Genomic DNA, 13,840 nt, shown 5'->3' with positions numbered 1-13,840 from the left:
TCCTTACTTTATTTAGGGTTGAAACCCAGGCGATGTAAGGACTCTAGGTTATTGATTCACCTAGAAACGAGTCGCACCCCGTTTAGAGTCGTGGCGATTCCCCATCCCGACTTTCTCTATATTTCTAGCAGCATTTTCATCTCTATCTTGCTCAGTGCCACAACTTAGACAAAGCACTGAGCGGATAGACAAATCAATCTTTCCCCATTTAAAACCACAGTCTGAACAGACTTGACTCGTTGGTTCCCATCGACTAATTACCTTAAATTCTCTGCCAAATTTCTCAGATTTAGCTTCACAAAGAGTTCTAAATTCTCTCCATCCTTGTTGGCTAATCGCCCTCGAAAGTTTCCGGTTCTTCACCATCCCGGATACATTCAAATCTTCCAAAACAATCACTTGGTTTTCGTTGACTATTTTAGTTGACAGTTTGTGGAGGAAATCTTTGCGAGTATCGGCAATTCGATTATGCAGCTTGGCGATCTTGATTCGAGTTACATTTCTTCTTTTGGAGTCTTTTGGTTGACGAGCTAATTTGCGTTGTAGCTTACGAACTTTTCGGTCTAACTTTTTATAGCTAGGGCTTTCGGCTTTTTCACCGTTGCTCATTACTGCCAAAGTTTTAATTCCCAAATCAATCCCGATACTTGGACTTTTGGCTTCGGATTGAATTGGTTCAACCTCTACAACAAAACTCAGAAAATAGCGGTTTGCACAGTCCTTGATTACCGTAACAGAGCTAGGTTCAGACGGAAGACTTCTAGACCATATTGGATTAACAATTCCAATCTTGGCTAAATAGACACCACCGTCCTCTTTCATGGAAAAACCGCGAAGAGTAAATCTGGCAGATTGATTGTTAGTCCTCTTCTTGAACTTGGGATACCCAGCTTTACGTCCTTTTCGCTTGCCTTTACAGGAGTCGAAAAAGTTCTTAAAAGCTGTCTCTAGATCAGCTACAGATTGTTGCAAAGGAACTACAGACACTTCACTTAACCAAGCTCTTTCTTCGGATTGCTTGGCTTGAGTAATTACTATTTTCTGGAGTTCTGCTGATTTAGGCTTTCTCTCTGATTGCTTGCAAAGTGCAAGAGCATCGTTCCAGGCTACTCGAACACAGCCAAACAATTGAGCTAAGCTCTGTCGTTGTTGGTCGGTTGGATATATCCTGTACTGATACCTTGCTTTCATTATTTTTTGCTATTTGACTTGCTTGATCATACCATGTATTATTGATATAATCGATAATATTGAAGAGAATTAAAGCCGTCCTAAAAGGACGAGGCTTCAGACCCAGTTTTTTGGTGAAAGATATCTTCTTCGGACATATCATACCCACGAAAATGCTTAACCGAGCAGTATTGATTGCCATTCCGCCATCATATCATTACAGCCATTGGCGATCGCACTCCCCAAAAATTCCCCCCACTTCGCATAACTCTCCCACCCACCAGCTATAAAGCAATATCAGGCGATTCCACAGCAAGTAGCCCAAAAAAACAGACTAAAGCTGCATAAAGGTGTTCTTCTTCTACGAACAGGAGCAAACACACGAGTCCGTTCCCAGACGGCGAGGGCTCTCCGAGGGAGGAGCCAAATCGATCGATATTTTGCGCCGTTAAAGGCGTAAAATTTAGTATTTATAATACCACTTTGAAAGAGTAAATGCTCAACCGAATTGGAGAGCAACAGCCGGAAACATTGAATCTGCCCTGTCCGGTACCCCTGACTCAGCACCCAGCAGCAGTGTACCTCGACAGTTTGGGGAGCGAGCGGTCAAAGGCAACCATGAGAGAAGGACTCAATATCATGGCCCGAATGCTGACAGGTGGGGAGTGTGACGCAATGACTTTGAATTGGGCGGCATTGCGCTACAGACATACGGCGGCTCTGCGCTCGGTCCTTGAGAAAAAGTACGCCCCCGCGACGGTGAACCAAATGCTGTGCGCCCTGCGGCGGGTGTTGAAGGAAGCTCTGCGGTTGGATTTAATCGACCCAATAGATTACAGTAAAGCGGTGGATGTCAGGAGTGTCAAGCAATCGGGAAAGGTTAGGGGGCGGGCGCTAACGCTCTGTGAGATTGCTGCATTGATGGAAAGTTGCTCTGGTAAGACCCCTATTGATGTTAGGGACTCGGCGCTGATTGCTATCTTGCGAGGGGGCGGCATCCGTCGCTCTGAAGCGGTCAATCTCTTGAAGCGAGATTTCAACCTATCCACGGGAGCGCTGTTCGTCCGGGAGGGTAAGGGCAAGAAAGACAGGACGGTTTATCTCCCGGAGTCTGCTTGCGTTTTGGTGTCCGAGTGGCTGGAGTTGAGGGGAGAGGCGACTGGGCCTCTGTTGTACCCGATTCGGAAGGGAGGAGAAATTCAGCGTCGGCGGATGACGGAGGATGGTGTGTTGAAGATTGTGCAGCGGCGGGCGTTTCTCGCTGGGGTGGAGTCTTTTAGTCCCCACGACTTCCGGCGCACGTTTTGCTCGGACCTCCTTGATGCTGGGGTGGATATTGTGACGGTGCAAAAGTTGGCGGGTCATGCTTCTCCGGTAACTACGGCAAAATATGACAGGCGTGGGGAGGAAACTAAGCGGCGGGCCGTGCAGCATTTGGAATTTTAGGGCTTGAGAGAACTACATAAGATTGATACAAAGTGGATAAGACAGACATCTAGGACTGCTATATCCTGAAAATACAACGGGGATTAAAATCCTCCGAGTCGGTTCCCTCTCAGCACGCTTTGTGTCTTCTGAGTTTCACGCATCCCGTGAGGTTTGGATGAAACTTATACAGCAGATTCCAGGCAAATAGAGTACACCTTAATCCCAAGCACTTACCAAAGGCACTTACCAAAATGGTTGACAAACCCTTGCAACCGTACTCCATAAACCTGGAAATTGCTGTGGCAATTTATTTAGGATTTAAGTAAGTCGGCGCTTTAAAACGCAACTATGTAAACGATGTAAAGTGTCCAAATGCTCTCTACTGGCTGACTTAAGCCTATTTACATACTGTTACATTATTCGGTTTAATCCCGCCTACCTACTTATGCAACTATCCCAGGAATAGGGGCAACACTCACCATCAAAAATTCGTTCTTTTAATGTTTGATTAGTTTTGATGGTAACACAACCGATGGAGCTCGTCACGCGAAGCAGTTACTCCCTAAAAGTCCTAAGTAGTCCAGAGAATCAGCGATTAAGATTTACTCCCTATCAGCGCCCGGATAGCATTGTAATCAGCCGCCTCAGCTTTCCAGCAAGTTTTCTTGAATCGTAGCGGCACTTAGCTTCTACCAAGATTTTTTCCATCAGCTCAGATGAAGCTACTGCTTGCAGCCATGCAGCTTCTAAAAATACTTCTACAGTCACTCCTTTTTCTTTGCAAAATCTCGTCAAATTAGCATCTATTTCGGCATCTAAAACAACAGCAGAATGGCGGCGAGTTGGCGGAATTTTCGCGAGTTCGGCTTTTAATTCCTCTAAGGTTGAATTGTCACCCGTGGTTTCTTTTGAAGGTTCGTTCGCCGGAGTTGACTGTTGGGTAATTTGTTCGCTCTCCTGTTTGGGGGCGATTAAAGTATCTTCTCGGCTTGGAACAACTGTTCGCTTGCGGTTGGAGCGAATTTGGTCGAGGATGCTGTCACTCATTGTACTTTTTGTTGTAAAAGAGACTCGATTTTGGCGAGCAGAATTTCAAAGGGATATTCTAAGTCGGGATGTCCTAATTCGCTGAGAGTTTGGCGTTTGTTAATGGCTTTTTTGTACTGTTCGGATTCTCGGATTGAAGGGAGAATTAATTCGTTTTCAACTTCGTCTTTCATTCCTTCTACGGCAAGGCGGCTTTCTAGGGTTTGAGTGTTGCCAATCCAGCGGTCGCGGAAGGGCAGCACTCCTAGTACGGTAGCGTTGGTTGCTTTGACATCTCTCATGGAGTTGAGCAAGTCGAGTGTCCGCACTAGGGAACCGTAGCCTTTGACGGAAGCTTCGGCGGGTACGATTACGGTGTCGGCGGCACCGATTGCGGTTAAGCAAATCTGCGAGCGCTGCGGGGGTGCGTCAATGATACAAAATTTGAAGGCTTCGGCAACAGGTTCGAGGCGGCGCAGCAATAGGGTAGCGCCGACACCGCTGCTGGATAGGTAGTCGGCGGCGGCGTCTAGTCCGTCGTCGGAGGGAATTAGAAACAAGTTGTCGCTACCTTCGACTGGATAGATGCCGTCTTCGATGGGCACGGATTTTTTGAGAACTTCCAGCAAGGTGGGCTGGTTGGGTTGCAGTTCTAGCCCCAGGTAGGTGGTCAGGTTGTGTTGGGGGTCGGCGTCGATAGCCAGTGTGGGATAGCCCCGGCTGGCTAGGAGGCGGCTCAGGAATAGAGATGCGGTTGTCTTGCCCTGCCCCCCGGACAGGGACGCGATGGCGACTGCGATCATGGCTTTAGGGACATGGGATGGGGTTTTCTATATATATCGTCATCTAAAAAACGAAAATAGTCAATATCTAAATTACTAAAAAGCTAATTTTATTATTTTACTAATTCAATCTTTACAATAAAGCTAATTTTATAAAATGACTAAAAGCTCACTTACTAAAATTAGCAAGTGAGCGCAGTCCTTACCATACCAGAGTTACCCCAAGTAGCGTAGAGGGGTAGCCACCGAGAGGTTCCAACTCAGTCAAGCGTTACTTCCGGTCTGCCCGACCGTAGTTGCTTTACGCAAAATGTTAATCGCCGCGTTTTCATTCTTGTCTGCTACGTATCCACAGTGAGAACATTTATGAGTTCTGGTACTCAATGTTTTTGCCACGTTATGCCCGCAATTTGAGCAGTTCTGGCTTGTGTCGCGCGTGGGAACGGTGATCGCTTGTTTTTGAAGAGGATTTTTTTGACTAAACTCATGTCATAGTAAGGCGTGGCGCGTGTTTAAAAGGCGCGGCGCGTGTTTAAAAGGCGCGGTGCGTGTTTAAAAGGCGCGGCGCGTGTTTAAAAAGGCGCGGCGCGTGTTTAAAAGGCGCGCCGCGTGTTTTCTCGCTATAAAACATAATATGACGCGCGGCCTTGACCCTCTAATTTCAACTGGTTGGCATCAGTCAACTTCCGCAGCAGGCGACTAGCTTGGTCTTCGCTGATACGACAAAGTTCCACAGCTTCTTTTCTGGTAATTCTGCCGTGAGTCCTTACATATTGAAGCACCATTTGCTCTTGCTGAATGGGTTCAAAGCCAGCTTGCCGAACGTAATCAGCGGATTGTCCCAGTTCTCGGTAAACTAAGGGGCTAAGGGTGTAGGTGCGTCCTTTTTTGACGCCACGCGCTTCTACCAAACCAGCTTCAACTAATCGTTCTAACACGCTGCGGGCGATCGCTTCATCTCGCTGAATGGCACGGGCGAGAGTAGCCGTGTCTAACCGTCTTTCTTGTCGCAATTGTCCGATCGCGATTAAAGAGTCAACGGGGAGTGGGCAATGACTGCGATTTTCCTCTTCAATCACTACGCGCAACAGTCCTAAGTCGGCTTCCCCCCCTGGCAGTCTGACGGCAACTGAATGAGAGTTTGTGCTTCGATAATCAGGGGCGGATCTTCCGTAGCGCAATAACCCCTGATAGATTAAATCTACACCGCGCCCAGTTCGTTCGGCGAGTCCGATGCGTTTAATGGCATCGGCTAGGAAGGGGTTTCTCGGTCGGGGTTCTACGACTAGCAAGTTATCTAAACTGACACCTTCAACAAAACCCCCTGGGTTGCTGATGGTAATTCCGTAATCTTCCCAGCGGATGTGAACGGCTCCCAATTTAGTGTAATCTCGGTGGATGAGGGCATTGACTGAGGCTTCGCGAAAGGCGCGGCGATCGTAGTTGGGAACGGGGACGCGAAATAAACCGATTTGCACTTCATCTTCTTCAACGCGCACCTCGAACTGTTCCATGACTCGCTCAAACAGTTTTAGTAGGGGGGTGCGGTAAAAATCATTGACTCGCACTTGGGTGCCTTCGAGGACTTGAAAGGCGACTTCGTGGGTGGGTAAGTGTTCGCGGAGGGCGCTTTCTCGTCCTAAAATCAGCAGTCCGGTGACGGTGGGGAAGCGAATTCCATCCGTAGAACGCACGAAACCTAAAGCGCCGTCTAGTTCTTCATCAGTTAAGGATAGCAGAGTGCGATCGCCCCCATATCGCTCTATTAATTGTCGCAGGCGTTCGCGTTCCAGGGGGTCGAAGTCGGCGACAGACGATCCGGTGATGGGTAATGAGGAGTAATCGAGAACGCCTAAGTCTGACTGGCGAGTGGCAAATTCGTAGGGATAAAAGGGAACGCATTGGGGTGTTCCGTCTACTTGCAGGCGGCGGCGTTGCAGGAGTCCGTCAGATGTGGCGACGATACGGGGTGATTTAGGGACTTCTATGCAGGCAATGGTTTGGCCTGCTTCTAGCAAGGCTGTAACGCGCACGCTGACTGGGGGGTTGGTGCGGTTGCCAATCATGGCTGCTAGGGTGGACAGGTTTTGGTGTTGGGGGTGCAAACCTGTTATTTGACCGTCATCTTCAACGCCGAGGTAAATGAAGCCGCCGTCGGTATTGGCAAGGCAGACGACGGTTTCAATTAGGTCTTTGTCTGGCAGGCGAGTGCGATCGCTCTTAAACTCGACGGTGAGGGATTCTTGTTCGGGAATCGTGCGATTCATTTAACAATATAAAATAGGGGCGACCAGACGGCATTTACAATTTTACGGCAAAATTGGGTCTAAAGCCCCGTCCTTATAGGACGGCTTCCTCCTAACTGTATAAAACAAATACAGTTAGAAACACAGGAAATACTCGTTTATATTTAAGGACTTCAACAATGCGGGGATAGACTTCGGGGAAACTCGGAGCATCGGCTACCATTGCATCGCTAATGCCGTGAAGATAGGCTGCTTCTGCGGGGATGGGAACTGTGGGTTTGATGAGCGTATTCAGCAACATTTCACCGAGATGATTGATAATTGCTATCTCTACAATCTCAGCACGCACGAGCCCCGTAGTTTCAGTATCCAGAATCACCCAATCGTTCTGGCTTAATTGTTCTCTTGCCCAAAGAACGGCATTCACCCTATCTCTTTCTATGAAACCTACTTCTCGATACCATTCCCGGTAATCCCGTTTGATTTTAGCTTTGAGGCGATTAGCGGCTAGAGTTTCTAATTGTTTGGGAGTGGGTTTTCTTTTGGGTCGGCAGCATTCAGGATTGTGGATATCGTAGAGGAACACGTCGTATTTTTGGGTCGGGATAACGCCTGAAGGTTTCAGAGGCGATAAACCCAATTCACCCAATTGCTTTTTAGTTTTTAGGTGTTCTGGTGGCTCGTTGGGATTGCCCCACCAACTGTATTTGGTTAGCTCCATATTTGCTGCTCGATTGATTCTTGTGTTGTAAGCTTGAGCTGTAAGATTAGCTTTTTAGAATCAGCTACAATGGGTAGTATCAGAAAAGTAGAAAACCCCCAGTTTCCTGGGAGATGAGCCATCCGCTGCAAAACTAAATGACGCATTAATTATCTCATGCCATGAGTATTATTGTCTACGAATTGCTAGCACTAATCCGGCTGCACTAGCACCCACTACGATGGCTGCTAAGTTAGGCTTAACGATGCTTCCAAAAGCACATCCAATGATTAACGCCACAACAATAGCCAGGGGAGCTTGCCTTTGCCGACTTTCCAATTGCACTATGCGTTCGTCAAGGGACTGAAAGAGTATCGCTACTTCTTCTTCATTGTGCCAATTAGTTCGGCTCTGTTTCCTAAGAACAGCTTCTCTGGCAGCACCGTAGAGGGGTTTTCCATTCTTTCCTGTAATCTTCATCATCAATTCTCCTTAGTTAACTTTTTAGCGGAACTGTACCCTGTGTGTTGTAAAGCTTGAAGTGCCAAATCTGCACCATCTCCACCACCTTTCCACCTCCTCGGTTTCAGGTGTCCGTAACAGCTAACATCACTCCAATTCGCGGGGTCTGCGTAAGCTGATAAGGCTTTGCGGTAGGTTTCGATAAGCTGGTCTTTGTGGTCTGGTTTTTGCCAAGGGAATTTCATAGGCTACTCCACTATTTTTCCAAATGTTGATTCAAGTAAACCGTACCAATCTTTCGCTTTCTGGAATCCTTTACCTCCTGTACCGCAGCCGAACACATCTCTACTCGTTGCAGTAACTCCTAACTTGAGGATTTTTAAGCTCAACCAAAGTGCTTTGTCGGGATGAGTGGGAATAAGGGCGATCGCTTCACTAACTTGCTCTACTTCACTGCTTCCCCGCTTGTTTAAAAGTGCCATCACCCTCGCCAACGCCTTCGAGCGCTCTGGTTCAGGAAGTAGGGAAGCAGTGCTAGAATCCTTATCCTGCAACACTTCACTCGCTTCATCTCCTACTTTGTCCGCTTCATGAGGAGGTGAAGTAGCAGTATCTTCCCGTGCCGTAACTTCATCACTTTGCCAAGATTCTAGGAGCCGCTTCTTGGCTAGTTCCCATAGTTCTTGAGAGTCTTCTGATTCTTGATTGGTAGCCAACTCAGTTGCTTGAGTTGTTTCAGTATTTGCGGAAGTTTCTGTTTTGGATGGCTGGTGAGGAAGTTCTCGTTTCCATTGACTCAAGTCGGGTACAACAGCGGGGAATTCTCCTAACTCGCAGCTAATCCACGCAGCCCGATTCCCCAGCGATTCCAAGTAATCTCGCACTTGTTGGTATTTGGCGTATTGCTCGGAATCCTTGGGGAATTTGTTGCGATAACTTTCACATTCTTCTACTGCGAACTTGCCCATGTAAATGCTACAGAAACACTCCGCTAAATCTGATTCTCCCTCCAATCCCCAAGTTACAACTTGCCTACCCTGCGCTAAAGCAAAGATGCGGATGTTGGTTTCCCTGGCTAAAGTAATCATTTCACCCATAATTTGCTTGGCGCTAAGAGCAATAATCTGTTTGGTTTTGCGATCGACAATCGCTCTCACATTACGCGAAATTGCTTTCCATTCATCCACAGCTACATTCCAAATGGGTGAATCAATCCCCTTTGCCATTAATGCTGTACGCCGCACTCTTTCACCTTGCAGTGCTTCCAAAGAGGAGCGGATAGCTTTGTAATTTTCAGGCACTCCGATTACATCCAAGCCAATCCATTGATGCGGCCACCGTTTGACCGTAATTACCGACTTCTTTTGGGATGGCATCACATCCATCAGCCAATCAAATAGCGTGGTTTTTCCGCATCGGGTAGCTGCAACTCCTCTAATGTGAGGAAACATCTCAGGAGTGTCCCTAAACTGCTTCCAATCAAAGAATTTCACTCCTAATTGGGAGTTATTGGCAGTTCTACGCCTAATAATTGATTGTTATTTGGTGCGGATGCTATCTTTGATGGAAGTTCCACATTTTCGACCTCCTGGGACTTTGATTCCATTGGGTTGGGCAAAGATTGGGGCAAAGATTGGGGAGTGGTGGTGGTTAGAGCATCCAGCAGTTCGGGATTCTTCTCTAAATAGATTGTGTTGTAGCCGTCGTAGAGTTCGCGTTTGAAGTCCTTCACTCTCAAGTCAGCAGCAATCGCTGTTTTTTGAATTTCTTCCTCATCCAAAATGTCGCTGGTAGTTGCCTCTAACTGTTTCTGTCGAGCTTCTTCCAGGGCAATGGATTCATCTATCTTTTGCTGCTTCATTGATGCTGCACCTGATGTGAAATAACCCGCGCCAAAGCTCATCGCACCAATTACACCAGATGCAGTACGCAGCAACCCCCAGCCTTGGTGTATACTCACAAACTTGGCATTGTTGGGATGCTGGGAACCCGTTACCACAACAGGCGTACAGGGGTTTGTAGCTTTATTGCAGTAGCTGACGTGTTTGTCGAAGTACCCGAACAAGCTCAACCCGCTACATCCAATACCCACAATCAAAAGAGCGATCGCGCTTTTCACCTCATCCACCTCCTCCCCAATGCGACCAACTTCATCAGCGCTACCGACAAACCGACAATCGCGCCAAGCTGCCACACTCTTGTTAACCCAAAGCCAAAGCCTACACTTAAAGGCGCATTTGCCAATAGCCACGCCGCATCCCAAAATGCAGCAATAGTGGCGACAACCACCACTAACCCGCTAATCCGCCTCATGGATAGTAAATAAGAGGTTGGGTTTTTTGGTTTTACTACAAACAGGAACCCGGCTACTAAAATCACTGCGACGAGCATTACAGGAGCACTGAGAATCCTCGAAACGTGAGCGATGGATAGCCCAACCGCAAACCAGAATCCTTGACCGCAGAAGCTGTTTAAGTTTTTGAGAAACCTCAATTGGTCTGATTCTTCTAAGTCGGGGAGTTGCGGTTGCTGTGAAGGTGGAGCAACAGGAGGATTTTGAGGTTTGGGGATGAGAAATGGTGGTAACTGCATGGCTACTTCCCAGAGAAAAAGTCAAAGGCTTTACCGCCCCATATTTTTAGCCAACCGCTTGCCTTGTTAGCGTTATTGGTAGCACTATTACTAGCGTTATTGGTAGCGTTATTGGTAGCGTTATTGGTAGCAGGACTTAATTGTTTGCTATTCGATGATGACAAACCGTATTTCCCACGAGTACCGTAAGCGAACAAGTCTTTTATCCTATTTCTCTCTTCGCTTTTTGCCTGTTGAGCTGCTTGTCGCTCCGCATAGTTTGTTGCTTCTGTGTCTGGTTTTTGGGATAGCGCTTCTTTTTGGCGGACTAATCTGTTAGCCACAATCTGAAGCGAAATCTGAAGGTCGTATTCCGCTAAATCACCGTAATCGATAACTTCTTGGTCGAGAAGTCTGACGCCAACATCCGAATCTTTGGCCAGTTTTTTAGTATTGGCCTGCCAACCTTTCCATGCCAAGAACACGTCGAGCGTGGCTCGATCGATCTTCTCCATGCCCTTAGCACCAGCTTTGACGCATCGGGCTACAAACTCGTTGTATTTGACAACGCCGTCAATATAGTCGTTGACGTGTTTTTCTAACTTGTCGAGGTTGTCAATGAGAAACTTGATTTCTTCAACTGAATCTACGAATGCTCCCAATTCTTCCTCGGACATCCCCGCAAACGCTGATGGGTCAAAACCGTAGTATCCCTGAAAGGAAGTCAACATTTCAGGCGCGCTATCAAATGCTTTGACTTTGCCGACTAGGGCTGGTGCTATGGCTCCACCGCCTGTATATTTAACAATTGCACTCATCATTTTCTCCTCGATATTTCATAGCCAATCACATATCATCACTTTCTCCTACTTGCGCCAATCTTTCTCGGTAATCGCTGCGATTGCTGCTGCACTCACCAACACCCAAAATATTCGGTTAACTGTTTTTTGGTTGCCTAAATTCATTGTGATGGCAGGTCGAGCAGTCGATACTTTGATGCCACCAATTACCCTGGGTAGCATCAAAGCAGTTGTGATTGAAGCAACAAGAAACAGCACAATTAGTTTGGTGGTATCTCCTAGTTGGGGTAGCGGTAATGGCAGTGGCACTTGTCCGTATTGCGGTGCTGGCGCTGGTGCTTTTGGTACTCGCGGTGTTGCTAGTTTCGACTTGATAAAAGCAAGCGTGTGAAGGATATTGTCAGTGATTTGGCTGCGGTTAATGGGCATGGGTCATTTCCGTCCTACAAAAACTTAAGTTTGGTGTTTGTATCGTTACCACAATCTCTTTAATCTCTCAATAAAACCAGTTCTGTTTGCTTTATCTCGCTCGTCACCCTCCTCATTTTCATCCTCATGTTCATCCTCATAGTGCATGAAGTAATCTTCATTTTCCGGTTCTGGAGGACTGTGCCAATTGCAGTTGGGTCTATCTATCCAGTAGGGATAAACGTAAACTGGTTTGCCATTCACCCGATCTACCAGGTTGATTCCATTGGTGTTGCATTCGGCGTAGAACTCATCTTCTTCGGTAAGAGTCGCTGGAGGCAGCAATCTTTGATAATCCTTGTATGCGTTCATATTTTCCTATCCTGCTGATTCATATCCATCACATTCATAATCTTGCTGATCTGTCTCGAAGCGGTAACAAACTCCGGGATAAGGGCATTCTCTGGGCCCTACACAATCAGGGGGAAAATATTTCTCTTTGGGCTGGCAAAGATTTTTATTTTCGTCTACCGCTTCTAAGTAAACATCGCTCTCAATAATGTTGTACAGCGCATCGCAGCGATTGCTATATAAGTCGAGGTCTTTGATTTGACAGAATGCCAGACATTTGTTGTCGGGAGCGTACACAAATACGTACTGCTCTTCGTGCCACAACAAAACCTCTTTTTTGCAGATGTGGACTAACATCGCTGTACTCCTTAGCTCTATGTTTGCGCCTTGCTCAATCCGGTAACAGAATCTCGTTATCTGTCTTGCTAAAGATGACATTTTTGCCATATTCCACACAGTACGGCTTCAGTAACTGGTACTTTTCATCCCGGTCAGTAAACAGGATGTGTACCAGTTTTTGTTCTTGCCATCCTGAATTACAGTGTTTAACTGTTGCCAAGACTTCTCTGATTTTCAAGCGCATCCTCCTACCAATACTGCTACTTCGCTCACTTGGCTAATTGTAGCCAGCTTAGACTTAACGACCCGCCACAATTTCAATCCAGGACACACTAAATACAACTCAATAAAACCGTAACTTTCCAGCATTAGACAAACCTCATTAGCACGATTGTTTCTTCAGCGTAATTGCGATTGGCAGGCAATATAATGCCAGGTTTTTTAGGTTGCCTCCCCCGTTGCAGGCTCAGGAAAAAAATGAGATTCAGGAGCACCTTTTCCCTTTGAGCCTGCCTTAAAGCTAGGGCTTCCCCCAAATCTCGGTAAGCGTTTACCAGAGTCCTGGTGAAATCCTCCGCTGCGGTACTGGCTTGGTTGGTAAAACAGGCTTTGGGGCGGGTAGATGGGCATCCCTCAAGTCCAAAGGGGCTGCCTTTACGGCATCGCTCAGGACGCCAAAATTACCTCGAATTTGGGATGCGAGCTCGGTCAATCCACCTGTCAGATGGGCGCTGAGAGAAATCTTAAAAGCATCTAGCATTTGGTCGCTAACGGCGACCGCAACATCGGCCATCCCCAAGGATGCTTCGCGAGTCATTCCCTCAATGGCTTGTATCGCTCCGCTTTTCTCTTCTTCAGCATCCCGCTTTTGGTCGCTGGCGATCGCTTCTGAGTCGATGTCATTGCAATATTCACCGCGTCCGTTCCGAGTTCCCACTACTTGTTTGAGTGCCAAAGGCGGTGCAATTCGCTGATTCAGTACCAACTCGAAATAAAGGTCGATTTCTGCGCTGTCATCAGGGTTCAAAAGAGAGTTTTGCCAATCGGGCTGTCCTAAAGCTTTGCGAGCGTTGGTTACGTCAGAAACTTTGTTGAGTCCCCATTTGGTTTTGATGTCGCGGCGGTCAATTGTCGGTTCGGTATTCATGGGTGGGTAATCCTTCTTGTGCTAATCGTTCTCGAACAGTGGCAATGCAGCGGTTGGCTTCAAGAATCCAAGTTTCTAGGGTTAGCAAGCAGTTCAAATGAAATTGAGAAAATGTTCGGCGGTAAGGTTGTCTCTGAAACTCAGGGCATTCTGCTTCTAAAAGGGCGAGTCTGGTTTTGAAAGTAGCTTCCGGCATCGGTTTTCCCCCTTTACCTAGAATTACCCTTACCTCTGCTCTGAAGTAATTGCGATGGTTCCATTGACCGCACCGGCTGTTAAAAACAGCTACGTCTACAGGCTTTTTAGGTGTTGGCATTTTCTGGCATTTGATTGGCTACTTGTTAGCTACATCACCCGAAATTCTGATTCTTTCGTTAGCTGTTTTCGGAGTCGCCCGAAGTAGCTAACGA

General features: G+C 47.1%; 18 protein-coding genes. 1 reads left to right on the top strand and 17 read right to left on the bottom strand.

Going from position 1 to position 13,840, the window contains the following annotated elements; translation table 11 throughout:
• Positions 1–60 precede the first annotated feature (60 nt).
• Entirely contained in the window at positions 61–1,191 is a 1,131-nt protein-coding gene (locus tag QT987_RS22330) for an RNA-guided endonuclease TnpB family protein (protein ID WP_333244470.1), read from the bottom strand.
• Between the two features lie 474 nt (positions 1,192–1,665).
• Between QT987_RS22330 and QT987_RS22325 the strand changes: the two genes are divergently transcribed.
• The gene (locus QT987_RS22325; protein WP_333244467.1) at positions 1,666–2,616 is read left to right on the top strand and encodes a tyrosine-type recombinase/integrase; all 951 of its coding nucleotides are present in this window, start codon (positions 1,666–1,668) and stop codon (positions 2,614–2,616) included.
• 594 nt (positions 2,617–3,210) lie between these two features.
• Here the strand turns inward: QT987_RS22325 and QT987_RS22320 are convergent.
• The 16 genes from QT987_RS22320 to QT987_RS22245 form a co-directional block, all read right to left on the bottom strand.
• Positions 3,211–3,645, bottom strand: a complete 435-nt coding sequence (locus QT987_RS22320; RefSeq protein WP_333050349.1) for a hypothetical protein — start codon at positions 3,643–3,645, stop codon at positions 3,211–3,213.
• Positions 3,642–4,427 (bottom strand): ParA family protein, encoded by a 786-nt coding sequence (locus QT987_RS22315; protein ID WP_106331468.1) that lies wholly within the window; start codon positions 4,425–4,427, stop codon positions 3,642–3,644. The genes QT987_RS22320 and QT987_RS22315 overlap by 4 nt, the downstream gene beginning before the upstream one ends.
• A 243-nt stretch (positions 4,428–4,670) precedes the next feature.
• The gene (locus QT987_RS22310; protein WP_445299660.1) at positions 4,671–4,856 is read right to left on the bottom strand and encodes a zinc ribbon domain-containing protein; all 186 of its coding nucleotides are present in this window, start codon (positions 4,854–4,856) and stop codon (positions 4,671–4,673) included.
• 170 nt (positions 4,857–5,026) lie between these two features.
• On the bottom strand, positions 5,027–6,673 hold the full coding sequence (locus QT987_RS22305) for an RNA-binding domain-containing protein (RefSeq protein ID WP_333244464.1): 1,647 nt from the start codon (positions 6,671–6,673) through the stop codon (positions 5,027–5,029).
• 91 nt (positions 6,674–6,764) lie between these two features.
• A complete protein-coding gene (locus QT987_RS22300; RefSeq protein ID WP_333244461.1) occupies positions 6,765–7,373 on the bottom strand; it encodes a 3'-5' exonuclease in 609 nt (202 codons plus the stop codon).
• Between the two features lie 168 nt (positions 7,374–7,541).
• A complete protein-coding gene (locus QT987_RS22295) occupies positions 7,542–7,835 on the bottom strand; it encodes a hypothetical protein (RefSeq protein WP_333244457.1) in 294 nt (97 codons plus the stop codon).
• Positions 7,835–8,059, bottom strand: coding sequence for a hypothetical protein (locus QT987_RS22290; protein ID WP_333244454.1), 225 nt, complete (start codon positions 8,057–8,059; stop codon positions 7,835–7,837). Before QT987_RS22290 ends, QT987_RS22295 begins: the two co-directional genes overlap by 1 nt.
• Positions 8,060–8,062: 3 nt before the next feature.
• Positions 8,063–9,307 (bottom strand): hypothetical protein, encoded by a 1,245-nt coding sequence (locus QT987_RS22285; protein ID WP_333244453.1) that lies wholly within the window; start codon positions 9,305–9,307, stop codon positions 8,063–8,065.
• 2 nt (positions 9,308–9,309) lie between these two features.
• On the bottom strand, positions 9,310–10,008 hold the full coding sequence (locus QT987_RS22280; RefSeq protein ID WP_333244450.1) for a hypothetical protein: 699 nt from the start codon (positions 10,006–10,008) through the stop codon (positions 9,310–9,312).
• Positions 9,930–10,406 (bottom strand): hypothetical protein, encoded by a 477-nt coding sequence (locus QT987_RS22275; protein ID WP_333244447.1) that lies wholly within the window; start codon positions 10,404–10,406, stop codon positions 9,930–9,932. Before QT987_RS22275 ends, QT987_RS22280 begins: the two co-directional genes overlap by 79 nt.
• A gap of 2 nt (positions 10,407–10,408) precedes the next feature.
• Positions 10,409–11,206: a hypothetical protein gene (locus QT987_RS22270; RefSeq protein WP_333244444.1), complete on the bottom strand. Its 798-nt coding sequence runs from the start codon at positions 11,204–11,206 to the stop codon at positions 10,409–10,411.
• A 45-nt stretch (positions 11,207–11,251) separates the two neighbouring features.
• A complete protein-coding gene (locus tag QT987_RS22265; RefSeq protein ID WP_333244441.1) occupies positions 11,252–11,614 on the bottom strand; it encodes a hypothetical protein in 363 nt (120 codons plus the stop codon).
• Between the two features lie 45 nt (positions 11,615–11,659).
• A complete protein-coding gene (locus QT987_RS22260) occupies positions 11,660–11,965 on the bottom strand; it encodes a hypothetical protein (RefSeq protein ID WP_333244438.1) in 306 nt (101 codons plus the stop codon).
• 6 nt (positions 11,966–11,971) lie between these two features.
• Positions 11,972–12,301: a hypothetical protein gene (locus QT987_RS22255; RefSeq protein ID WP_333244435.1), complete on the bottom strand. Its 330-nt coding sequence runs from the start codon at positions 12,299–12,301 to the stop codon at positions 11,972–11,974.
• Positions 12,302–12,833: 532 nt separating this feature from the next.
• Positions 12,834–13,430, bottom strand: coding sequence for a hypothetical protein (locus tag QT987_RS22250; protein ID WP_333244432.1), 597 nt, complete (start codon positions 13,428–13,430; stop codon positions 12,834–12,836).
• Positions 13,408–13,746, bottom strand: coding sequence for a hypothetical protein (locus tag QT987_RS22245; RefSeq protein WP_333050759.1), 339 nt, complete (start codon positions 13,744–13,746; stop codon positions 13,408–13,410). Before QT987_RS22245 ends, QT987_RS22250 begins: the two co-directional genes overlap by 23 nt.
• Positions 13,747–13,840 lie beyond the last annotated feature (94 nt).

The organism is Microcoleus sp. SVA1B4 (genome assembly GCF_036700545.1).
In the GTDB taxonomy this organism is placed as follows: Bacteria; Cyanobacteriota; Cyanobacteriia; order Cyanobacteriales; family Microcoleaceae; genus Microcoleus.
Note: the sequence above shows the minus strand (reverse complement) of the source record. Positions and strands in the feature narration are given on the sequence as shown.

Bases quoted from the DNA above. Each gene is read 5' to 3' on its own strand.
- QT987_RS22290 (WP_333244454.1), bottom strand. From the start codon at position 8,059: ATGAAATTCCCTTGGCAAAAACCAGACCACAAAGACCAGCTTATCGAA.
- QT987_RS22255 (WP_333244435.1), bottom strand. From the start codon at position 12,301: ATGTTAGTCCACATCTGCAAAAAAGAGGTTTTGTTGTGGCACGAAGAG.
- QT987_RS22300 (WP_333244461.1), bottom strand. From the start codon at position 7,373: ATGGAGCTAACCAAATACAGTTGGTGGGGCAATCCCAACGAGCCACCA.
- QT987_RS22260 (WP_333244438.1), bottom strand. From the start codon at position 11,965: ATGAACGCATACAAGGATTATCAAAGATTGCTGCCTCCAGCGACTCTT.
- QT987_RS22245 (WP_333050759.1), bottom strand. From the start codon at position 13,746: ATGCCAACACCTAAAAAGCCTGTAGACGTAGCTGTTTTTAACAGCCGG.
- QT987_RS22250 (WP_333244432.1), bottom strand. From the start codon at position 13,430: ATGAATACCGAACCGACAATTGACCGCCGCGACATCAAAACCAAATGG.
- QT987_RS22315 (WP_106331468.1), bottom strand. From the start codon at position 4,427: ATGATCGCAGTCGCCATCGCGTCCCTGTCCGGGGGGCAGGGCAAGACA.
- QT987_RS22320 (WP_333050349.1), bottom strand. From the start codon at position 3,645: ATGAGTGACAGCATCCTCGACCAAATTCGCTCCAACCGCAAGCGAACA.
- QT987_RS22270 (WP_333244444.1), bottom strand. From the start codon at position 11,206: ATGATGAGTGCAATTGTTAAATATACAGGCGGTGGAGCCATAGCACCA.
- QT987_RS22325 (WP_333244467.1), top strand. From the start codon at position 1,666: ATGCTCAACCGAATTGGAGAGCAACAGCCGGAAACATTGAATCTGCCC.
- QT987_RS22330 (WP_333244470.1), bottom strand. From the start codon at position 1,191: ATGAAAGCAAGGTATCAGTACAGGATATATCCAACCGACCAACAACGA.
- QT987_RS22305 (WP_333244464.1), bottom strand. From the start codon at position 6,673: ATGAATCGCACGATTCCCGAACAAGAATCCCTCACCGTCGAGTTTAAG.
- QT987_RS22295 (WP_333244457.1), bottom strand. From the start codon at position 7,835: ATGATGAAGATTACAGGAAAGAATGGAAAACCCCTCTACGGTGCTGCC.
- QT987_RS22275 (WP_333244447.1), bottom strand. From the start codon at position 10,406: ATGCAGTTACCACCATTTCTCATCCCCAAACCTCAAAATCCTCCTGTT.
- QT987_RS22265 (WP_333244441.1), bottom strand. From the start codon at position 11,614: ATGCCCATTAACCGCAGCCAAATCACTGACAATATCCTTCACACGCTT.